Origin of the sequence: Bacillus sp. AFS023182, assembly GCF_002560575.1 — a bacterium.
GTDB classification, from domain to species: domain Bacteria; phylum Bacillota; class Bacilli; order Bacillales; family Bacillaceae_G; genus Bacillus_A; species Bacillus_A arachidis.
In genome coordinates this window covers 523250-546668 of record NZ_NTRO01000004.1, presented here as the reverse complement: position 1 = coordinate 546668, position 23419 = coordinate 523250, and the positions used below count along the sequence as shown (strand labels likewise).

Below are 23419 nucleotides of genomic sequence, written 5' to 3'. Positions count from 1 at the left end.
AACAAATAATACCCCCACCTTACAATTCAGCAATAGCCAAAAGGTTAGGTGAGGGGATAAAGTAAAACTACCTGTAAAGTTCTACATCGTAAAGCTTAAGCTCAACTATTCATGTTTCACTTTATTTTTTGGGCAATACTTGGCAAATGCTCATTCTTTCCTCAGACAAAAATACTTTTGCCGCTTCTTGTAAATCTTGAACAGTTAATCCCTCTAAAACGGAAAGAGCATCGAATAAACTAGATTCATTAAATGCATACCTTGTGAATTGATTTGCAATATATTCAGGCGAGTTAAGCGAGCGTAAGAAGCCACCAATTTTCTTTTTCTTTACACGCTCTAGCGCCTTCTCATCTAACTCATTATAATCCGTCTGTAATAAAATACCTTTCAATCGATTGGCTAGCTCATCAGGCTGTTTCGTGTCGCCACCAACCATCGCAAAGCCAAAGTTATTTTCTTCTGTATAATCATAAGAGAATGAATCATCAATAAGTCCTTCATTATATAATGACTCATAATGAGTTGATCCTTTCCCAAATAAATAATCTAAAAGTAATGTAAGCGCAATCTCTTGTTTTAAAAGCTCTTGCCCTTTTTCTTTAAGCCCAGTCGCTTTAATACCAACTAAACATTTCGGTGTTTGAACAGGCATAGAAATAATTTTTTTCTTTTCATTTACCGCTTCTGGTTCCTCTTCAAACGAACGTACAATTTCTGGTTGATTTTTATAATCTTTTTTCGCCTGGTTTTTACGTACTAACTGCATTGTCTTTTCTGGATCAATCGCTCCAACAACAAATAGCAACATGTTGCTAGGGTGATAAAATGTCTCGTAACATTCATATAATAAGTCTTTTGTAATTTCACTAATGGACTCAATAGTTCCTGCAATATCAATTTTAATTGGATGTTTAACGAATAAACTATCGATTAAACCAAAATACAAACGCCAATCTGGGTTATCTTGATACATTTGAATCTCTTGGCCAATAATACCTTTTTCTTTTTCAACTGTTTTTTCAGAAAAATACGGCTCTTGAACGAAATTTAATAATGTATTTAAATTTTGTTCTACATTTGATGTACACGAAAAAAGATAGGCTGTTCTCGTAAATGATGTAAAGGCATTAGCAGAAGCACCTTGTTTACTAAACAATTGAAACGCATCATGATCTTCTTTTTCGAACAATTTATGCTCAAGAAAATGAGCAATTCCATCTGGCACCCGAATCATTTCTTCTTTTCCAAGTGGAACAAACGTATTATCAACGGAACCATATTTTGTTGTAAATGTAGCGAAAGTTTTGTTAAATCCTTGCTTCGGCAATATATATACATCTAACCCATTTGGAAGCTTCTCATAATATAGAGTTTCTTTTAATTGTTCATAAGAAATTTTCTCCATCTATTCTCCCTCCGTTCCGTGTAAAAAGTAAATCGTATCAAGTTCAATATTATTGGCAACCTTTACAATTTCCTCTTTTGTAACACGTTCAATCCCAGTCAACCATTCCTCTACTGGACGTGTACGTTCTGCAATAACGCCATGATAAAGCATTTCTACAAAACCACGTGGTGTATCAATCGCCTCTAGAATTTGATTTTGAATTACACTCTTAGTTTGATGAATCTCTTCTTCTGAAAAGTCACCACTTTGCATCGCTTTCATTTGTTCTTTAATAATCTCGACCGCTTTTTTATAATTTTTCGCTTCAATTCCTGACATAACAAAAAGAAGACCTTTATGACTTTCAAAGCGAGATGCTGCATAATACGCTAAACTATTTTTTTCGCGTACATTCACAAATAATTTTGAATGTGAGAACCCGCCAAATAATCCATTAAATAGCTGAAGCGCAAAATAATCTTCATCACGGTACGTAATATATGTGCGATATCCGATATTTAATTTACTTTGCTTTAATTCTTGTTTTTCCACAATTTCTTGTTCTTCATTATTTCGCTTATGAAGAATAACATGTTTCTCTTTTTCTTCACGAGGCGGAATTGAAAAATATTTACCTACTAAATCAATCGCATCTTCAGCTATGTCACCAATGATATATAGATCCATTTCATCTTCCACTAACACCTTTTGATAATAACTATATAACGTTTCATTCGTAATGGAAGCAACGCGCTCTTTTTGACCATTTGCACTTATACGATACGGTTCTACTTTACACATTTCTTCTATTAATCGTTCATTCGCATAACGCATTTTATCATCATATGTAGCTTCAATTCGTTGCACGAGTGCTCTTTTCTCGCTTTCTACAATTGGTTGTAAAAAGCCACTTCCCTCCGTTGCTGGATGTAATACGATATCGGATAGTATAGAAAGCGCCTTTTCAAAGAGTGGCGGTGCATCCTGTAAATATGTTTCATTTGCAATGTCTACATAAATAGAAATGATATGATCTTCCCCTTTTTTACTTACATCTACCGCTAGGGAAGAACCGTATAATTCCTCTAAATATTGACGAAGACGAATTACGGATGGTAGTTTTTCTGTTGCACTTTGTAATACATATGGTAATAATGCACGCTCTGTCACCGTTTCTTCGTTTAAAGGTGCTTTAAAGCGAAATACAAATGTATTTGTTTTATATTTATCTGTCGGAATCATATGTACACGCAAACCACCTAATTCATGTATTTGCTGTTCCATCAGTTTCATTTTATAGCCCTCCTTTACGTATGTAGGAATATTCCTCTTCAATATACAATTTTTAGAAACGAAAAATCAACTTTTCCCCCTTATTTCCGTCACATAGTTCTCCTTCTAACGGTTGACTACTTAAAAAGGAAGAAAGTGAATTTCTGTATTAAGCATATTCTATGTAAAAAAGCTCGCACTAATGTGCGAGCTTTTTTATAACTTATTTTCTCTTTACAAATGCTTATAATAATGTAACAGTATTTACTGTTTTATATTATCGTTTTCCTTTTTCATACGGTGTCCCAAGTGCCTTTGGCGCTTCTGAACGTCCTACAAAACCAACAAGTGCTAAAATCGTAAATACATACGGTAATATTGTTAAGAGAACACTTGGGATTTGATCTAATACTGGAATTGTACCGCCCGTTACACTAAGTGATTGTGCAAAACCGAAAAACAATGCGGCACCAAGCGCACCAAGTGGATTCCATTTCCCGAAAATCATCGCAGCTAACGCCAAGAAACCTTGTCCTGTAATCGTAGCACCTGAGAAGTTATTCGAGATTGACATTGAAAAAATGGCACCACCAACCCCTGCAAACATTCCTGAAATACAAACAGCGATATAACGCATTTTATACACATTAATTCCCATTGTATCTGCCGCCATTGGATGTTCCCCAACAGCGCGAAGGCGAAGGCCGAATGGAGTTTTATAAATAATGTACCAAACAACGAATGCTAAAATAATGGCAATATAAGATGTTAATGGTACATTTGAGAAAAAGATCTTTCCGATAATTGGAATATCTGAAAGTCCTGGAATATCAATTTTTTCAATACGGTATTGTATAAAATCAGTTTGTCCTTTACCAAAGATCTTCTTAATCGCAAATACCGTTAAACCAAGTGCTAAAAAGTTGATGGCAACTCCACTGACAACTTGATCAGCTCGGAACGTAATGGATGCAAGCGCATGAAGTAGTGCAAATAATCCACTTCCAATTGCTGCAAATACAAGCGCAATCCAAGGAGTCATTGCCCCCCAAGTATCACCCATTAATAGCGTTGTAATAACACCAATAAACGCACCAAACAACATTAATCCTTCTAACGCAATATTTACAACACCTGAACGCTCACTAAACACTCCACCTAGCGCTGTAAAAATAATCGGTGCCGCCGTATATAATGTCCCTGTCACAAGAATGGCTAAAATATCTAGGAAGCTCATTTATTTCCCCTCCTTGCTCATGCGAGTAAGTGCCCATCTTAAAACATAACTACATGCAACAAAGAAGATTATACATGCAATAATTACGTTAATCAGCTCTGATGGAACATCTGCTTCAAAGTTCATTTGCGGCGCTGCACTTTTTAACCCACCAAATAATAACGCCGAAAGTATAATACCGAATGGATTATTCCCCCCAAGAAGAGCTACTGCGATTCCATCGAATCCAATTCCCGTGAATGTCGACATTGCCGTCATGCTTTGGAATGTACCCAACCCTTCCATTGCACCACCAATTCCTGCAAACGCACCAGCAATTGTCATAGAAAGGATAACATTACGTGACACTTTCATTCCTGCATATTTTGACGCATGTTGGTTAAATCCAACTGATTTTAATTCATAACCTAAAGTTGTTCTATCTAGTAAAAACCACATGAAGATTGCAATAAGAATTGCGACAATAATCCCCCAATGAAGACGTGACCCATCTGTCAAAGAAGATAACCAATCCGAAGCTAACGATGCACTTGACTTAACATCATATGTTTTATCGTTTCCTTCATGTAAAAAACGTTTAATGATGTCATATGTAACATATAACGCAATATAGTTCATCATAATTGTGACAATAACTTCGTTAACTTTAAATTTCCCTTTTAAATACCCCGGAATAAATCCCCATAATCCACCTACAATCGCAGCTACTAAAATAGATAACGGAATATGAAGAAATGCAGGAAGTGATACGGCATAACCAAACCAAACTGCCGCAAGCCAACCAACCAGCAACTGGCCTTCTACACCAATATTAAATAATCCTGTACGAAACGCAAACGCGACTGACAACCCAGCAAGAACAAGTGGAATCATTGTACGTAATGTTTCTCCGATTGCACTTGGACTACCAAACATACCAGTCCAAAGTGCACCGTATCCAACAATTGGATCATAACCACTTACTAACATTACAATAGCGCCTACAAGTAATCCAAAGATAACTGATAATACAGGAACTAAAATATTAATCGTTCGTTCGGTTAATATTTTTTTAGCCATTTGTACCCACCTGCTCTTTCTCTGTTCCCCCAGCCATTAAAAGACCAAGCTGTTGTTCATTTGTTTCTTTCGCATCAACTATCGCTACGATTTTCCCTTCATAAATAACCGCGACACGGTCACTCACATTTAGAATTTCATCAAGTTCTAAAGATAACAGAAGCACCGCTTTTCCTTTATCTCTCTGCTCAATTAATTTTTTATGGATAAATTCAATTGCCCCAACATCTAAACCACGTGTTGGCTGCGCTGCAATTAATAATTCTGGATCACGATCTACTTCACGTGCAATAATTGCCTTTTGTTGGTTTCCACCAGATAGGGCACGAGCTAATGTTTGTTCACTCGGTGTACGCACATCAAACTGTTCAATTAGAGCTTTTGCTTTCTCTGTAATTTTAGCGAAGTTTAAAATTCCTTTTTTTGAAAATTGATTTTTATAATACGTTTGTAAAACCATGTTATCTCTTACTGAAAAATCAAGAACGAGACCATGTTTATGACGATCTTCTGGAATATGACCAATTCCTTCTTCTGTAATACGTCTAACTGGCCAATTTGTTATTTCTTTCCCTTTAATTGCAATAGAACCTGACTCAACTTTTCGTAAACCAGTAATCGCTTCTATAAGTTCGCTTTGTCCATTTCCATCAATTCCTGCAATACCGACAATTTCTCCTGCACGAACAGTTAAGTCAAGGCCTTTTACAGCAGGTAATTGACGTGCATCATGAACCACAAGGTTTGTAATGGAAAGTACATCTCCCTCAGGTTTAGCGTCTATTTTTTCTGTTTTAAAATTCACTTGACGTCCGACCATTAATTCCGCAAGTTTATGTTCATTTGTATTTGCAACGTCAACAGTTCCAATTCCTTTTCCTTTTCGAATAATCGTACAGCGGTCACAAACTTCCATAATTTCTTTTAACTTATGTGTAATAAGAATAATAGATTTTCCTTCTTGTACAAGCTTTTTCATAATTTGAATAAGCTCATGAATCTCTTGAGGAGTTAACACTGCCGTCGGTTCATCGAATATTAAAATTTCTGCTCCTCGATAGAGCGTTTTTAAAATCTCAACACGTTGCTGCATACCTACAGAAATATCTTCTATCTTTGCATACGGATCCACAGCTAAACCGTACTGTTCAGATAACTGCTTAATTTCTTTTGCAGCATCTTCAATAGCAATCTTCCCTTTTTTCTTCGGTTCATTTCCAAGAATAATATTCTCTGTAACTGTAAAATTATGAACGAGCATAAAATGTTGATGAACCATCCCGATACCAAGGTCATTTGCAATGTTAGGATTGGTAATTTTTACAGGGTTACCTTTAATTTTAATTTCCCCTTGCTCTGGTTGATACAAACCAAATAATACATTCATGAGCGTTGATTTCCCTGCACCATTTTCTCCAAGTAAAGCATGTATCTCTCCCTGTTTTACTTGTAACGTAATATCATCATTCGCTACAATGCCTGGGAATACTTTTGTAATATTATTCATCTCAATTACGTATTCCATATTGTGCCTCCTTTTAGCAGGGAACAGTCCCCTATTACACTCTATTAACAGCAATTTCATATATACAAAGGTTAGTTCTAAGAACTAACCTTTGCTATTTCTCTATCATTATTTCTTAAGAGAAGCCTCGTATTGCTTGTACTCATCATCAGTCGCAGGTACTTTAATTTCACCAGCAGTAATTTTCTTTTCAAACTCTTCTATTTTTGTTAAAATTTCTGGGTTTACTTTTTTCACATTATCAGTTGTTTTCGCAATACCGACACCGTCATCTTTTAAACCGAACTCTTCTACTTTTCCACCTTTTAGTTTACCGTCTTTTGCTTCTTCTGCTACTTTTTGAACCGCAATGTCAACACGTTTTACCATAGAAGTTAACGTTACATTTTCAGGCATACCTTCTTGATGTTGGTCACGGTCAACACCGATTACCCAAACATTTTCACCTTTTTTCTTACGGTTTTTCGCTTCAGTAAATACACCGTTACCAGTACCGCCCGCAGCGTGATAAATCACATCTACTCCCTGTCCATACATCGCTGATGCAAGAACTGTACCTTTTTCAGGTTTATCAAATGCTTCTGCATATTCAGATACAATCTCGATGTTTGGATTAACAGCTTTAGCGCCAGCTTTAAATCCGTTCTCAAACTTACTAATTAAATCACTCTTCATTCCGCCAACAAAACCAACTTTATTCGTTTTTGTTGACATCGCTGCTACTGCACCTACAAGAAACGACCCTTCATGATCCTTAAATGTAATGCTTGTAACGTTTGGTTCTTTTACGACAGTATCTACAATCGCAAACTGTTGTTTTGGAAATTCTTTTGCAACCTCTCCAATTGCTTTTTCTAATTTATATCCAATACCAAAAGATAAATCATATTTATCTTTTGCAAATTTCTTTAAGTTCGGAATATAGTCGGCTTCTTTTTCAGACTGAAGGTAACGATAGTTTGTTTTCTCTTTCAGCCCGTTATCTTTACCGAATTTTTTTAAACCTTCCCAAGAGGATTGGTTAAATGATTTATCATCAACGCCCCCAACATCTGTAACCAGACCTACTTTAATGCTCTTTTCATCTTTTTTGTCCCCACTTGCCTTATCCGAGTTACCACATGCCCCTAACACTGCACTCGCTGCCAACGTTAATGATAATAAAATACCTGTTTTTTTCTTCATACTAGAAACCCCTCCTAAATGATATATGTATCTATTAATATGCTAGTGTCCCCTTCTTCTTGCTGTCACCTCCCTAAAAAGGGAACGAATTACATGCGTTTTCTTAATACGTGGAAGCTAAATTTATCTGCTCTAAAATAATTAATAGAATATAAAATTGGTTCATCATTTTGATCATAGTGCATTTGTTTTAGAATCAGCAGCGCTGTTTCTGGTTCGCATTGTAAAATTGGTGATATTTTCGGATGATAACCAATTGGTTCAATGTGAGCAACTGCATATGTAATACGTTTATGCGTGTTATTATGAATTACAGTAAGCAATGATTCCTCATTATAATCGGATAAGTCCGGTAATACCTCTTTCGCCAACTTGTCAACACAGTACACAACAGGTTCCCCATCTGCTGTACGAACACGCTCAATCATTACAGCCTCAAAGCCTTCATCACTATTAAACTTTTCTTTTTCCTCTTCTGTTAGACTCGTAGTAGATGATGATAAAAAGATGGTTCCCGGCGTTTTCCCAACACTAGAAATCATATCTGTAATACTAGAAAGCTGTTCAATTCCAGAAGAAAACAGTGGTTTGGCATTCACAAAAGTACCAACGCCATGTCTACGAATGACAACATTTTCCTCCTCTAAAATACGCAACGCTTCTCGTAAAGTCGCTCTACTTACGCCAAGTTCTTTCGCTAAATCAAACTCTGAAGGCAATTTTTGTTTTTCTTTATATGCCCCGCTTTTGATTTTTTCTTTAATATGATCGATCACCCGTAAATATAAGTGTCGACTATCGGATTTAACTGACATAAGACTCCCCCGCATTCCAATTATTCGACCTCTGATGTAAGACTTCCGTTCTCTTTTTTCAACTAACAACATAGTATAGCAATGCTACCACAAAACGATATTTGTCGAATAAATGTTAATAATTTTTCAAAATGAAATTTTCTATCTTTATTTCATAAAAAAAACTTTGTACCACAAACATTCCTCATACAGAGAAAAAGTTCGGCACAAAGATCCCTTACATCCTTTGTTACACACTTTTCCCCTCATAGTCTAGCAATTCATGGTTGCCAGGTAGAAACTTATGGACCTTATCTCCAAGATTATATGAGGCAGTGATTCTTTTCGAAGTAATCGTAACACTTGCTCCCATATGTGTCAACACAATTCAACATTTTCCCACAAGTAATATCGAACATTTTTTAAAAATAACATTGAAAGCATTCGTATTCTAAAGAACATCTAAAAATGAAAGCCCTTTCTTTACCGGTGACTATAGTATATAACAAAAACACCATATAAAAAAGCCTAATTGTAAACAATTAGACTTTTTTATTAAGAACTTTTTTCTTGTATATCTTTAATCAAAACTTCTCTCGGTTTACTACCTTCATAAGGTCCAACCACACCATTCATTTCCATCGCATCAATAAGACGCGCTGCACGTGTATATCCTACTCGAAATCTACGTTGTAGCATCGAAACAGAAGCTGTTTGCATTTCTACAACAAGCTGAACCGCTTCATCATATAATTCATCTTCTACTTCTTGCTTTGTTTCCGGGACATCTTGCGGTATCATATCTTCTTGATATTGTGCTTTTTGTTGACCAATAACGTATTCTACAACTCGTTCCACTTCATCGTCTGATAGAAACGCCCCTTGTACACGAACTGGCTTAGACGCACCAATTGGTATGAATAACATATCCCCTCGTCCTAATAATTTTTCAGCGCCTCCGCTATCAAGAATTGTCCGAGAGTCCGTCTGCGAGGAAACCGCGAACGCAATACGTGACGGAATATTCGCTTTAATAACACCAGTAATAACATCAACAGATGGACGCTGCGTTGCGATAATTAAGTGAATACCAGCAGCACGTGCCATCTGTGCTAAACGCATAATTGCATCCTCTACATCCGAAGAAGCGACCATCATTAAATCCGCCAACTCGTCCACAATTACAACAATGTATGGAAGCTCAGGTTGTTTTGCTTCTGATTGATCATTATGGTTTCTAATGTATTCATTATACCCTTCAATGTTACGTGTTCCACTATGAGCAAATAGTTCATAACGTCGCTCCATCTCACTCACAACTTTTTTCAAAGCTTGTGATGCTTTTTTAGGATCCGTCACAACAGGTGTTAATAAGTGCGGAACACCATTGTATACATTCAACTCTACCATCTTTGGATCAATCATCATTAACTTTACTTCATGTGGTTTAGCACGCATTAAAATACTAACAATAATACCATTAATACATACACTCTTGCCGCTACCAGTCGCTCCAGCTACTAATAGATGAGGCATCTTATTTAACCGCGCTAACACTGCGTCACCAGTAATATCACGCCCAAGGCCAATTAATAATTTTTCTTCCGGATGATTGTTCGCTTTCGAATCAAGTACTTCTCTAAGTGTTACCATGGAAACCTCTGAATTTGGAACTTCAATCCCTACTGCGGATTTCCCAGGAATAGGAGCTTCAATACGAATATCTTTCGCAGCTAATGCCAGTGCTAAATCATCACTCAAACTCACAATTTTACTTACTTTCACTCCCATATCAGGATACACTTCATATTTCGTAACCGCAGGCCCTTTATGTACTTTCGTCACTTTTGCTTTCACACCAAAACTTTGGAACGTACGCTCAAGCTTACGAGCATTTTCATAAATTTTTTCATTTTCATTTGTAACCTGCTTGTTTTTGGGAAACTTCAATATATCGATAGAAGGAAGCTTGTAATCTTTGTTTTCCACATTTGAAAATTGCATTGGGGGAGTTTTCATTTCCCCTTCTAGAGATTCAACTATCTTTTCTCCTCGTTTCTTTTGCGACCGCTCTTTTAATGCCGATGGAAGCTCCTCTTCCATAACAGGGGGGGCAATCAGCTCATCAGCAACTTCATCTTCACGATTTTTATCCTTTTCTTCACTTACTGGATAATTCTCTGTAAAGTTCGAAATAATTGGTGGACCAATTTCTATTTCTTCTACCGGTTCGACAATCTCTTCTTGTATATCATGCCTTTCACTACGTGTGCGCCTTGTCGCTTTTTTCTTTTCTGTTTGTTCAGCAGTGCGTTTCGCTCTCCAGTCCTTATAATCTCCCTGCATCACTTGAAATTGACTTCTAAGTATTCGTCCAACTGGAGCTAGTACTTCCCCAATATGTTTATTTGTAATGCAAAGTATACCAAGAATAACTAGAATAATCCCAATAATGTAAGCACCTACTTCATCAAACAAAAAGTAAAACGTTGCAAACATAAGCGCCCCAAACATACCTCCACCTAAATGAACTGTCTCTGTGCCTTTCTTCATCTCATGAAAGAACATATCTTTTGTGCTCACAATTACAGAAGTATTTTCCACCGCTCCGTCTTTTGTAAGAAGGTTAAATAATGTAATATGACTAAACATCAATATCGCTAACACAATTAAATAGACACCGATTAACCGTTTATTTAAAAGGTTTGGCCAACCGCGTCTTATAACAAACGCAATAGATAAAGCTATTACACCTAATACACCAATTATGTACCATTCGCCAAAGAAAAAGCGAAAAAATAACACAAACGATTTCCCTACAATGCCTAGCTGTAAGATTGTAATGATCGAAAGCGCAAAAAGAGTCAACCCGACGATTTCGTAATACAAAGTTGGCTTTATCGTACGTCTTGCTTTTGATTTCGTCCCTCTTTGCTTTTGTTTTACCATTTCTTCACCCCAAGTCCAAAAATTAAGTGAAACTTTCATTCATTGAAAGTATTTTTCATGTCATTCATCACATTTTTTAAATCTATTTACGCCGCATTTTACAAGATGTGTAAAATGCCGCGTAAACAGAAGAAAGCAGCCTAATCATGGCTGCTCAACCGTCTTGTTTTTTATATTATACCATAGCTTCTTAACAAAATCCTGCTTTTTGCTAAAAGGTTATTTTCTGGCCCGGTTCATACTGTAAGTAGTGGAATGGATTTGTACTTAACACACGAACAACGGAATAATATTGATTATTCTCTTCCGATACAACCATCTCTACTCCATTTACATTCACTATTTTTTGTCGTTCGTACTGCGAATAGTCCGCCTCATAAATAAGTTGCTCGGGCATAATTGTATATAAAATCATTGTAGCAACTTCCCATCTTGATTTCCACCTGTTTGCATATCTATTAATTCATTCAACTTTCGAATTGCATCTCCAATACCACCAACATCATCTATAAGACCATACTTCACTGCATCTATTCCGATTACATTTGTTCCAATATCGCGCGTTAAATTTCCCTTAGCAAACATAAGCTCTTTAAAACGATCTTCCGTCACTTTTGAGTGTTTTGTTACAAATCTTACCACACGTTCTTGCATTTTATCCAAGTACTCAAATGTTTGCGGCACACCAATAACAAGACCAGTCAGACGAACTGGGTGAATTGTCATCGTTGCAGTTTCAGCAATAAATGAATAATCTGTTGAGACTGCAATTGGCACACCTATCGAGTGCCCTCCACCTAAAACCAAAGATACAGTTGGCTTCGATAATGAAGCTACCATTTCTGAGATTGCCAATCCAGCCTCAACATCCCCGCCCACAGTATTTAGCAATAAAAGTAATCCCTCAATTTTCGGATTCTGCTCAATTGCCACAATTTGTGGAATCACATGTTCATATTTCGTCGTTTTATTTTGTGGCGGAAGCTGCATATGGCCTTCTACTTGTCCAACAATTGTTAAGCAGTGAATACGTGATTCATTCATTTGCGGAACGTTCGTTTGACCGAGTTGTTGGATTTTCTCTATTACTGATGCCTCTTTCGGCTCTGCTTCTTTTTCCTCATTTGTTAAACCATCACGTTCTGTCATATCGCATCCCCTTTCACTCTTATACCACTATTATTTCTTAAGTTGTAAATTTCATGCGATAGGGATCAAAAGAAAAAACCACCGGTAAAGGTGGTTTTCTTACACTTCCATGATAATTGGTAAAATCATCGGTTTTCTCTTCGTTTCCTCGTATAGGAACTGTCCTAATAATTCGCGAATATTTTGCTTTAACATAGACCATTCAATGGAATATTCTTTAATGGATTGTTCAACAATTGTACGTACAATATCTGTAGATTTTTCAATTAACGCTTCAGATTCACGAACATACACAAAACCACGTGAAATAATTTCTGGTCCAGAGATGATTTTCTTCTCATCTTTCCCAAGTGTTACAACAACAACTAAAATTCCGTCTTGTGATAACATCTTACGATCACGCAAGACAATATTTCCGACATCACCTACACCTAATCCATCAATAAGAACATTGCCCGCTTGTACTTTACCAGCTGGCTTTGCCTCTACGCCTTCAAAAACAATTACATCGCCTTTTTCTACGATGAAAATATTTTCTTTCAAGACACCAACATCTTCCGCCAAATACGCATGTGCCTTTTGCATACGAAATTCACCATGTACGGGTATAAAATACTTCGGTTTCATTAAATTTAGCATCAATTTCAATTCTTCTTGACTACCATGACCGGAAACGTGAACTTTTCTTTCTCCATAGTAGACAACCTCTGCACCAGCTCTAAATAGTAAATCAATAATTTTAGATACTGATATTTCATTTCCCGGAATCGGAGAAGCAGCAATGATAACTGTATCACCTTTACGAATTGAAATTTGTTTATGTGCTTGCTTTGCCATTCTTGAAAGAGCTGCCATTGGTTCCCCTTGGCTACCAGTTGTTAAAATTGCTACCTTCTTCTCTGGGAAATTATCCACTTCTTGCAGTGAAATAACCATGCCATCTGGAACATCTAAATATCCAAGACGTCTTGCGATATCCACCACTTTCACCATACTACGGCCTACAACAGCTACTTTACGTCCTGTTTCAGCAGCCGCATCAAACACTTGTTGAATACGATGTACATTAGAGGCGAAAGAAGCAACGATGATACGGCCTTCTGCACCATAAAATACTTTTGAAATCTCTATTCCAACTTCTTTTTCAGAACCTGTATAACCAGGACGCTCAGCATTTGTACTATCTGATAACAGACAAAGAACACCTTCATTTCCGATTTGAGCCATCTTTCCAAGGTCTGCTCCACTGTTACCAATTGGTGTTTGGTCAAATTTAAAATCTCCTGTATATACGATTGCACCTTTTGATGTATGGAAACAAACACCAACGGAATCTGGAATACTATGTGTTGTACCAAAGAATGAAACCGTTGTCGTATTGAATTCTACTTCTGAATTAGAATCAATTGTTTTTAAATCTACACGACCAAGCATTCCTGCTTCACCAAGTTTTTCTTGTATTAAACCTACTGTTAACTTAGTTGCATATACTGGGATTGAAAGTTTACGCAGTACATAAACAATTCCACCAATGTGATCTTCATGACCATGTGTAATAAATAAACCTTTTACTCGTTCTTGATTTTCTACTAAATATGTAATGTCAGGGATAACAATATCAATTCCAAACATCTCGTCTCCCGGGAACATCAATCCTGCGTCTACAATAAAAATCTCGGAATCAATTTCCACACAATACATATTCTTCCCGATTTCACCTACTCCACCGAGAGCAAATACTTTTACAGAATCATTCTCTTTTCTCTTCATGTTGTTGCCTGGTTTAAAAATCTTACAAACACTGATTTCACTAAAATTGTAGAGACACCAGGGAAACTCTACAACCACCATATATTCACCGTCCAAGACGAATGTCCTTACCGTTATGCGATATCATGTTCTCGTTCGTTTTTTAAACCAGGTTTCACCTCTCTTTCATTATATAAATCAAATATCTTATGCGATATGATATGAAAATTCCGTTAAACCATAATTTTTTCCAATTTTGCTAAGCATACCCGTACTAAGCTACTTAGCCATATTATAACTGATACAAGAAATAGAACACAAGTTAAATCGTGAGAAAGAAGGATGAAGTATATAAATTTCAAGGAGAATACCTGTAAAAAATTTCTTTCAAAATAAAAATGACCTAGTTTTTACACTAGGTCATTTTTATTAACGAGGAATCGATTGCATTACATCATGTAATGTTAGTCGTTCTTCTTCTGTTAATGGAATAAGTGGTAAACGCACAGATCCTACGTCTAATCCAACCATTTGTAACGCTGTTTTTACTGGTGTTGGGCTTGGTGCCATAAACAATGCATTCGTTACTTTAACAAGCAATTGATGCAATTTCTGTGCTTTTTTGAAATCTCCTACTTGGAATGCCGCAATCATTTCTTGCATTTCATTTCCAATCACATGAGAGGCAACAGAAACAATACCTTTAGCCCCAACCGCCATAGCTGGTAACGTTAAACCATCATCACCGCTGTATACAGCAAAGTCGTCCGCTGTTTTTTCAATAATTTCTGTCATTGTTAACACATCGCCACCAGCATCTTTAATCGCTACGATGTTTGGTATTTCTGATAAACGAACAACTGTATCAACGGAGATTTGTACAATAGATCGTCCTGGAACATTATATAGCATAACCGGAAGTTCTGTACTTTCAGCAATTGTTTTAAAATGCAGATACATTCCTTCTTGACTCGGCTTATTATAATACGGTGCCACTAACATAATTGCATCGACACCAACTTCTGTTGCTTTTTTCGTTAACTCGATAGAAGCATGCGTATTATTGCTTCCTGTTCCAGCGATTACGGGCACCCTTTTATCGACAACAGATACGACATGGCGATATAACGCTACTTTTTCTTCTGATGACAATGTAGGAGACTCTCCAGTCGTTCCTCCTACCACAATTGCTGTTGTACCGTTATCAATTAAATAATTTACCAATTTAGTTGTCTTCGCAAAATCGACGTTTCCATTTTTATCAAACGGTGTTACCATCGCTGTTGCAATTGTCCCAAAATCTATCATGGTCTCACTCCTTACTGTTCCAGTTGCTGTTCTTTTGAAAGCTCAAACGCAGTATGCAATGCATTCACAGCTTCCACTAAATCTACTTCTTTTACAAGCACCCAAATTGTCGTATGACTATCAGCTGATTGTAAAATTTGAACACCTTTTTCTGCTAAAGCTGTAACGATTTTAGCAGTAACCCCTGGAATACCTGCCATTCCAGCTCCTACAATAGATACCTTTGCACAGTGCTCCGTCACGATTGGATCATATCCAAGCTTATGAAGAACTTCAACAGCACGCCCAGATACATTATCACTTATTGTGTATGCCACGCCTGTAGGCGAAATGTTAATTAAGTCTACACTAATTCCTTCATTTGCCATTTCTTTGAAAACATGCTTTTGCAAATCGTACGATCCGTCTTTCGCAACTACTTTAATTTGCGTCACATTTGATACATGGGCAATTCCTGTAACTGGACGTTCCTCTATATCACGGCCTTTTGTAGCACCGGCATATGCAGCAATAAGTGTCCCTTCACTATCAGAGTACGTAGAGCGTACACGAAGTGGCACCTTTGCATGCATTGCAATTTCAACTGCACGCGGATGAACAACCTTCGCACCTTGATAAGCCATGTTGCAAATTTCATTGTACGTCACGTTTTGAAGATGACGCGCGTCCTTTACTATACGGGGATCAGCAGTCATCACACCTTCTACATCAGTAAAAATATCGATATATTCAGCATGAAGCGCAACACCTAGTGCCGAAGCTGAAGTATCACTACCACCGCGTCCAAGTGTTGTTATATCGCCATCTTTCGTTTGGCCTTGAAATCCAGTAACAACAATAACATCTACGTTTTGTAACTCTTCATGTATACGATCACAATTCATTTCAACAATCTTTGCGTTCGTAAAATCATCATTTGTCACAAAACCAGCTTGTGCACCATTCAGTGCTGCTGCTTTTATTCCGTTTTCATTTAACATATTTGAGAAAACGATTGCCGAGATTAATTCTCCGCATGATAGTAATAAATCCTGCTCACGTTTTGAAATACTAAATTCATTTTGATTTACAAGACTTAATAATGTATCCGTTGCATATGGTTCACCTTTACGTCCCATAGCTGATACAACTGTAACTACTTTATAACCAGCATCTAATGATTTTTTAACATGGTGAAGTGCATGCTTACGTCCATTTTCGTCACGTACAGATGTACCACCAAATTTTTGAACAATAATTTTCATTTTCTTTGCACCTTCTCTTAGCCGTTTACACTAATTGTAATTTTACTAATCGTTCTGCAATTTGAACAGAGTTCCATGCAGCACCTTTTAATAAGTTATCAGATACGACCCAAAGATGGAATCCTTTTTCATTATTTAAATCTTTACGAATACGCCCAACGAACACTTCGTTTTTACCTACTGCAGTAGATGGCATTGGGTAGAACTGTTCTGCTGGATTATCTTGCAGTACTACTCCTTCTGCATTTGCAAGTAGGTTTTTCATATCTTCTACTGTTACACCTTCTTTTTCTAATTCAATGTAAACAGACTCAGAATGACCTGATACAACAGGTAAACGTACACATGTTGCTGCTACTTCTAACTCAGGCATATGCATAATTTTTTTCGTTTCATTAATCATTTTCATCTCTTCAAATGTAAATCCATTATCTTGAAACTTATCAATTTGTGGAATAGCATTAAAAGCAATTTGGTAATGTTTTTTATCACCTGATACAGGTAAAACACTTGCTTTTACTTCTTCCCCATTTAAGATTGCTTGTGATTGTTCATGAAGCTCCTCAATTGCAGCAGCTCCAGCACCAGACACAGCTTGATATGTGGAAACAATTACTCGTTTTAAACCAAACTGTTGACGAATTGGTTCAAGAGCAACTACCATTTGAATTGTAGAACAGTTTGGATTTGCAATGATACCACTATGTTCTTTTAAGTCATTTTCATTCACTTCTGGTACAACAAGTGGTACATTTTCTGTCATACGGAATGCACTTGTATTGTCAACAACAATCGCACCACGTTTTGCTGCTTCTGGTGCTAATTGTTTCGATACAGATCCGCCTGCACTAAAGAGTGCAATATCGACTCCTTCAAAGCTTTCAGGAGTTGCTTCTTGTACTATGAATTCTTCTCCTTTAAATACAAGCTTCTTGCCTGCAGAACGTTTAGATGAAAGTAACGTTAATTTCCCAATTGGAAATTCTCGTTTCTCTAAAGTATTTAACATTTGTTCACCAACTGCGCCGGTTGCTCCAACTACAGCGACATGAAAAGTTTTTTGCTTTTCCATCACTATGCCCCTTTCTAGATACCAATCCTTCTATACTTAGAATTAGAAGGAGTATAAAATACCCCTTCTAATCTTAATAACGTTAATTTTATCATATTCTGCGATAAGAATGATGGTTTCATAAAAAAATGTCCGTTTTTTTTCGTTTTTTAATTCATATATCTGAATTTTTCTACAACAACAGGTTGTATTTGCTTCCCTTCTATCGCTTCTACAATTGTATCTTCAAGAAGTTCCATACGGGCTACCATTGAGTTTGGTTTTTTCTCTGGTGCATCTTGCCCAAATGGCACAAAATAAATATGTTTTGTCGCCATTAAACGCATAAGATTGACGCCAACATGGTGATGACAAAAAGAAATATTTTTTATTTACTTCTATTATATATGTACAACGTTAAAACGTTTAATAATTATAACTTGTAACATTATAATCATTTTTATAGTCTACGTTTGCAGACACCTCTTTCTTTTTATCTCCAGATACATAACCGTCAACATTAATCCAGCTTCCAGAGATATCGTTAGAAAATTCCACTTTGGTCACTACGATATCCAAATTCTCCTTTACCTTAAAGTATTCAATAGCTGCTTTCGATGCTTTTTCTTTTATCTCTTGTTCTTCCTTTTCAGTGTACGGATGAGTAGCTTTATACAATTCATAAACAGTGCACGAACCCATTCCTAAAATTAACAAAAATATAACGAATAGAACTTTTTTCATTTATGATCTCCTCTATACGATCCTAATTAACGTAAAAGTAATTAGAATAAAGGGATTGTATGCGTCTGCCAATTGTAAAGTGATGAAACTCAATTGATGATAACAAACAAATTTTATCCTCATCTGAGTTTCGACATTTTTATATTAATAAATAGAGCAGAGCTTTTAATTATAATTAAACAATATGTAGTAAAAGTACCGTTCATTTAGAATAATTAATCACTCGTGTTTCCAATTTTATAATCATCTCTATATCTTATATTTGCATATACTTCTTTCTTTTTGTTGTCAGTAACATAGCCATAAACATTAATTGAACTTCGAGAAATATCTGTTGAAAATCCAACATTTTTCACTGTAATATTCCAATTTTTTTCTTTTTCAAAATACTCGGCTGCTACTCTTGACGCTTTTTCTTTCATCTCTTGTTCTTCTTTTTTAGTGTACGGATGAGTAGCTTTATAAAACTCATATACAGCACACGAACCAGTACCTAAAATTAATATAAATGTAATTAATAGGATTTTCTTCATTTATTATTACCCCCATTACCATTATAATATTAAATATTCAGAAATAAAGGGACGTTATAGGGGATATAATCTCAGATAAAACCTATAAAGAGTTGTCTAGCACAACATATAGAGCTAAGCAAAAAAGCTAACTAATTTCAGTTAACTTTTTTGCTTGATGATATTTACCAAAATCACAAATTATATGTAATTAATGAAATTTTCACTCTTTTCCACTTTCCATATTATGTAGTTTTTCGCTTACAGTTACTCCAGATACTTCGTAATTTTTATTATACTTTATTGTTGCAGATACCTTTTCTCGATTTTCCTTAACATATCCATGTACAAAAATAGAACCACCTCCCAAAGATCCAGAAAATTCAACTTTAGTAACTTTAATATCCCAATTTTTTTCTTTTTTAAAATATTCAACAGCAGCTTGTGAAGATTTTTCTTTCATTTCCTTTTCTTCCTGTGCGGTGTAAGGATGTAACGCTTTGTTATATTGAACCGCAAGATACGCCCCCATACCAAAAAACACCAAAACAATAACAAATATTACCTTTTTCATTCATTTCCCCCCCTAATCTATTATAATAGAAATAATATAATATTAGGAGGAATATTATGAGTACCAGCATTTCTGATAGAACTTATAACGAGTTATCCGACGAATCCTACACTGATCATGAAATAGGCTCAACTTACACATCTACAGGGGGAGAAAACTGGAAAGTAATTGAACCTAAAGGTGCAACATTACATGACCCTGTAACTGGGTTTGATGCAACAGTTTTTTACAATAAGCAAACTAAAGAAGTTGTTGTATCCTATAGAGGTACAGAGGGTGGTAAATCAATAGACAGAGCAGGACCAGATTATTTGACAGATTTTAAGTATATATTCAAAGGTGACAAACCTTTACAAGATGGGGAGAAAATAGATCCATCTGATAAAACTCAAGTAGTAGCACCAAATCAATTTACGCAAGCAACGTCTCTCTTAGAAATAGTAAAAAAGGAATATGGCGGTGAAGCTACGATAACAGTCACAGGTCATTCGTTAGGTGGTGCAAATGCTCAATATGCTGCAGCGATGTGCGATGTGCCTGCAATAACTTATTCTGCTCCTGGTGTTTATGATATGTTACCAAAAGAAATTCAAGAAAAGGTGGACTCAGGAGAATACAAAGGAAAAATAACGAATTACATTAACCCTAAGGATTCTATTTCTGGTGGTTTTCTATGGGAAGATAAAAATCATATTGGCGATACATATATGATTGATTCGGATTTTAAAACAGCTACAGATGACTATGGTTTTCATATGATTGATAGATTCAGCGACTCTGTCTCAAAAGATAAAGATTTTCATGGATTAGGCAATTATCATTATGACAAATTCGGAAATATAGATAATAAATTGATAGATGCTAGTACAGGAAAAGAAATTTATCAATCTCCGAGATATTCTATTAATGGTGTCGGGGAGGTAAAAGTTATCATGGAATATCTAGAGAAGTCAGCAAACGAAATGAAACAGAGCGCAGAAGCCTTCCGAAACCATATCCCACGGGTAATTGACGAAGTAAAACAGTCTCTAAAATCAACAAAGAGTCAGCGTATGGAAAATAGAATAAATGAACTTTATCACCTTTTAGATCAGACTAGCCGAGTATATGCTTTAAAGTCTCAAGAAGTTGCAGAGTTTATTAAGAAAAAGGCGGACGAATATAAAAATGCGGACGAAAATTTCCAAGGATTTGGGTGGATAAAAAAATGAGACAAATGTACTTTAACGAAGAACATATAGAAGACGCTTTTGAAAGCTTAAACAAATTAATCACATATATAAATGAAAATCAAGAGCGTATCAACGACATTTATAACCTCGTACAAGCTGGTTGGTCACAAAATGGTGCGGGAAAAAAAGCGACGGAAGATTTAGGGACCTTACGTAAAGAATTGAACCACGGTATTAATGAAATACACACAAAGAAAAAAGAATTAAGAAATGATTGGGAACTGATGAAAGCTGTAGATAGAAGTTATAAATAAAAATAGAATTAAAACAATCAAAAAAATTTAGTTAATACTTGTCGTATTAACTTAAATTGAATTATATTCGATTAACAACTAATCATAATCTAAAAACAAAAGTCCCTCTCACTCGAGAGGGACTTTCACTTTATCAGCTAAATTCTCTTGTATATTTTTTTTACATGCCAATACATTTCTACCTCTTGATCTGTCGCTTTTCTTTTATATAAACCCACGTCATCAACCGCAATCCATACCTAACCTTTTAAATCTCCAAAAAAGTCCCTCTTGAGTTGCTCCGATGTAATTGCACCTGTTTTAGTAACTATCTCTTCATTCATCAAACTACACTGCCTCTCATCTTCTAATAAAAATACCGATTCCACAAAAGTTGAATCCTTGTGGAATAAAAATGTGTATTCTTTTGATTCTGCTGGTACTTTGATGATACATCAAACAGATTCGTTAACATCGAAAATTTGCATTTCCACCGATTACATCTCCTATTAACTATTTTGTTATTACATGTAAGATTCTAACAAAGCAATGTTAAGAATATGAAAATTGGAATTTAAAGGTAATATCTTGTGGTATAGTAAAAATACGTTCATTGTTACCCATCCGAGGCGTTCTCTTTTGATTGCATCTTTTTTTACGAAAAATTACCTCCACAATAAGAGGACAAACTGTTTCTAATGAAATTTTGAAAGAAATTAGAACAGAAATAAGAAAAAAAGCTAATGCATTACCTGAAATAAAAATTATAAAAGAGGACTGATAAAAATGGCAGTAGGATTTTCTGTAGATATGTTTTTTTATGAAGCAGGACACCCTGACTTTCTACACAGTTTTTTCTCAACAGTGTCATACCACTGTGAGCCTGATGGTTGGGGAACTAAATACCCTTTATTAATGCAGGATTTATATTTTGAAAGATTAAAATGGCAGGATGTGTCTGCGGCATTAAAAAACGTGGAAGAAATTAGAGAAAAATTGAGCAAAATCCCTCCATCAGAGGTAATATGGGATTTTGAAGATATAACAAAAAAACCACCTTATGGAGATAAAATTCCTGCTAAAATAACTAACTTAGCAAACTATCATACTATTCAAGGAACTTCTTTTTTAGATTTACTAAAAAATGCATTAAAGGAATCAGAGGAATGTAAAATGGATGTAACGATCGAAAAGGTTGGGAGATAAAATTAGTAACAAAACCTGTCAGAGTAGAGTGTTATCATAATAAAAATCACTTCAAATGAGGTGATTTTTATTTTTGTCTAACAACGAAGAGTTCAACTTGATTGGAGTTTTAAAAATAAGTTTCTGCAACTCCTTAATCACGGATTTATGGGAATGTAATATTTACAGTTGTTGCATGAGATTGGTATGATTTAGGTGTTATTTCAAGGAGGTCTTTTCATGAGTTATGATCCTATTGCAACGTATGGAACAATTAGCACAGACAGTTCTTATTTAGTGTTCTATTTAAATATAAATAAAACAATTAGAGATATTCAAATAAAAAGCGAAGGACAGAACCTAAAAAAAGGGTAAAAAACAAGGATTTTCTTTAGTCCGAATATGAAAATATAAGTATTAATAAATAATTATGTAAGGATTATAGTATTTAATCTCATTAGTAGTAAATAAATAGTCCAAACCTTTTCCGTATAGTATGAATATTTTATTATAGGGAATTGCTTGTCCCTAACACTACGTATATATGGAAAGAAGGGATTTTATGTATTCAGATGATTATCATTCATGCGAATCTAGATGTTCATCTAGCAGTCAATTATGTAATGAATTTGCGAGAATCTTAGGTGGAGAGGGATCAGTCACTCCGGAGGGAGTATGTTTGGTACAAAAGTTTCGTAATATTAGATTTACGATTCTTGGACGTAGAACAAGGTCTCCACTTGTAAACCCTCAATTTTTTTCATTTGAAGATCTGGATAGTAGAGGTAATGCGTTAAATTTAGGAGAAACTGTGCTTTTACAAGAAGAAATTAACCCGTTATTAACTGAACTTAGAAAAAGAGATATTATAGTTACAGCGATTCATAATCACTGGTTATTTGACGAACCACGGGCAATGTATATGCACTTTGAATCTATTGAACCACCATTAGAATTTGCTAGAAAAATAAGAGCAGCATTTAGAGTATTAAGAGGATAGTCTGATTTTACAACAGGGGGGATTTTA

23 protein-coding genes, 1 pseudogene and 1 riboswitch are annotated in these 23419 nt (G+C 35.6%); of the genes and pseudogenes, 5 read left to right on the top strand and 19 right to left on the bottom strand.

Annotated features, from left to right (window positions below):
- Positions 1–121 precede the first annotated feature (121 nt).
- From yfmH to CN288_RS04555, 18 genes and pseudogenes are all read right to left on the bottom strand, one after another.
- Positions 122–1408, bottom strand: coding sequence for an EF-P 5-aminopentanol modification-associated protein YfmH (yfmH, locus tag CN288_RS04640; protein ID WP_026590380.1), 1287 nt, complete (start codon positions 1406–1408; stop codon positions 122–124).
- Positions 1409–2683, bottom strand: coding sequence for an EF-P 5-aminopentanol modification-associated protein YfmF (yfmF, locus tag CN288_RS04635; protein ID WP_026590379.1), 1275 nt, complete (start codon positions 2681–2683; stop codon positions 1409–1411). It abuts the gene before it with no gap.
- A gap of 256 nt (positions 2684–2939) precedes the next feature.
- Positions 2940–3899, bottom strand: a complete 960-nt coding sequence (locus CN288_RS04630; RefSeq protein ID WP_026590378.1) for an ABC transporter permease — start codon at positions 3897–3899, stop codon at positions 2940–2942.
- Entirely contained in the window at positions 3900–4958 is a 1059-nt protein-coding gene (locus CN288_RS04625; RefSeq protein ID WP_026590377.1) for an ABC transporter permease, read from the bottom strand. It lies immediately after the preceding gene.
- The gene (locus CN288_RS04620) at positions 4951–6483 is read right to left on the bottom strand and encodes an ABC transporter ATP-binding protein (RefSeq protein ID WP_026590376.1); all 1533 of its coding nucleotides are present in this window, start codon (positions 6481–6483) and stop codon (positions 4951–4953) included. Before CN288_RS04620 ends, CN288_RS04625 begins: the two co-directional genes overlap by 8 nt.
- A 108-nt stretch (positions 6484–6591) precedes the next feature.
- Positions 6592–7668, bottom strand: a complete 1077-nt coding sequence (locus CN288_RS04615) for a BMP family lipoprotein (RefSeq protein WP_026590375.1) — start codon at positions 7666–7668, stop codon at positions 6592–6594.
- Positions 7669–7757: 89 nt separating this feature from the next.
- Complete coding sequence (locus CN288_RS04610; RefSeq protein WP_026590374.1) at positions 7758–8483, bottom strand: GntR family transcriptional regulator; 726 nt, start codon at positions 8481–8483, stop codon at positions 7758–7760.
- 228 nt (positions 8484–8711) lie between these two features.
- A riboswitch (purine riboswitch) is annotated at positions 8712–8813 on the bottom strand.
- A 204-nt stretch (positions 8814–9017) separates the two neighbouring features.
- Complete coding sequence (locus CN288_RS04605; protein WP_026590373.1) at positions 9018–11411, bottom strand: DNA translocase FtsK; 2394 nt, start codon at positions 11409–11411, stop codon at positions 9018–9020.
- A 211-nt stretch (positions 11412–11622) separates the two neighbouring features.
- Positions 11623–11826 (bottom strand): YlzJ-like family protein, encoded by a 204-nt coding sequence (locus CN288_RS04600; protein WP_090687066.1) that lies wholly within the window; start codon positions 11824–11826, stop codon positions 11623–11625.
- A complete protein-coding gene (locus tag CN288_RS04595; protein WP_026590371.1) occupies positions 11823–12560 on the bottom strand; it encodes a ClpP family protease in 738 nt (245 codons plus the stop codon). The genes CN288_RS04600 and CN288_RS04595 overlap by 4 nt, the downstream gene beginning before the upstream one ends.
- A gap of 99 nt (positions 12561–12659) precedes the next feature.
- On the bottom strand, positions 12660–14330 hold the full coding sequence (locus tag CN288_RS04590) for a ribonuclease J (protein WP_098301831.1): 1671 nt from the start codon (positions 14328–14330) through the stop codon (positions 12660–12662).
- Positions 14331–14738: 408 nt separating this feature from the next.
- Complete coding sequence (gene dapA, locus CN288_RS04585; protein ID WP_026590369.1) at positions 14739–15617, bottom strand: 4-hydroxy-tetrahydrodipicolinate synthase; 879 nt, start codon at positions 15615–15617, stop codon at positions 14739–14741.
- 11 nt (positions 15618–15628) lie between these two features.
- Positions 15629–16861 (bottom strand): aspartate kinase, encoded by a 1233-nt coding sequence (dapG, locus tag CN288_RS04580; RefSeq protein ID WP_098301830.1) that lies wholly within the window; start codon positions 16859–16861, stop codon positions 15629–15631.
- 25 nt (positions 16862–16886) lie between these two features.
- Positions 16887–17933, bottom strand: coding sequence for an aspartate-semialdehyde dehydrogenase (gene asd / locus CN288_RS04575; RefSeq protein WP_026590367.1), 1047 nt, complete (start codon positions 17931–17933; stop codon positions 16887–16889).
- Between the two features lie 149 nt (positions 17934–18082).
- Positions 18083–18271 (bottom strand): annotated as a pseudogene (gene spoVFB / locus CN288_RS04570) (dipicolinate synthase subunit B); the annotation flags it as partial.
- Between the two features lie 67 nt (positions 18272–18338).
- Positions 18339–18656, bottom strand: coding sequence for a hypothetical protein (locus CN288_RS04565; protein WP_090687074.1), 318 nt, complete (start codon positions 18654–18656; stop codon positions 18339–18341).
- A gap of 215 nt (positions 18657–18871) precedes the next feature.
- The gene (locus CN288_RS04560) at positions 18872–19189 is read right to left on the bottom strand and encodes a hypothetical protein (protein ID WP_098301829.1); all 318 of its coding nucleotides are present in this window, start codon (positions 19187–19189) and stop codon (positions 18872–18874) included.
- 202 nt (positions 19190–19391) lie between these two features.
- Positions 19392–19742 (bottom strand): hypothetical protein, encoded by a 351-nt coding sequence (locus CN288_RS04555; protein WP_255259947.1) that lies wholly within the window; start codon positions 19740–19742, stop codon positions 19392–19394.
- A gap of 56 nt (positions 19743–19798) precedes the next feature.
- Here CN288_RS04555 and CN288_RS04550 point away from each other — a divergent pair, with 56 nt between their 5' ends.
- Together CN288_RS04550 and CN288_RS04545 are read left to right on the top strand one after the other, a co-directional pair.
- Entirely contained in the window at positions 19799–20953 is a 1155-nt protein-coding gene (locus CN288_RS04550) for an Mbeg1-like protein (protein WP_098301828.1), read from the top strand.
- Complete coding sequence (locus tag CN288_RS04545) at positions 20950–21228, top strand: hypothetical protein (protein WP_026590357.1); 279 nt, start codon at positions 20950–20952, stop codon at positions 21226–21228. The genes CN288_RS04550 and CN288_RS04545 overlap by 4 nt, the downstream gene beginning before the upstream one ends.
- A gap of 239 nt (positions 21229–21467) precedes the next feature.
- On the opposite strand, the gene CN288_RS29410 is transcribed toward CN288_RS04545, so the two are convergent.
- Positions 21468–21596, bottom strand: coding sequence for a hypothetical protein (locus CN288_RS29410; RefSeq protein WP_255259946.1), 129 nt, complete (start codon positions 21594–21596; stop codon positions 21468–21470).
- A gap of 397 nt (positions 21597–21993) precedes the next feature.
- Between CN288_RS29410 and CN288_RS04540 the strand changes: the two genes are divergently transcribed.
- From CN288_RS04540 to CN288_RS04535, 3 genes are all read left to right on the top strand, one after another.
- Positions 21994–22413, top strand: coding sequence for an Imm70 family immunity protein (locus CN288_RS04540; protein WP_026590355.1), 420 nt, complete (start codon positions 21994–21996; stop codon positions 22411–22413).
- Positions 22414–22632: 219 nt separating this feature from the next.
- A complete protein-coding gene (locus CN288_RS29405; protein WP_255259945.1) occupies positions 22633–22767 on the top strand; it encodes a hypothetical protein in 135 nt (44 codons plus the stop codon).
- A gap of 187 nt (positions 22768–22954) precedes the next feature.
- Positions 22955–23392: a DUF1259 domain-containing protein gene (locus CN288_RS04535; RefSeq protein ID WP_026590354.1), complete on the top strand. Its 438-nt coding sequence runs from the start codon at positions 22955–22957 to the stop codon at positions 23390–23392.
- The last annotated feature ends 27 nt before the right edge of the window (positions 23393–23419 follow it).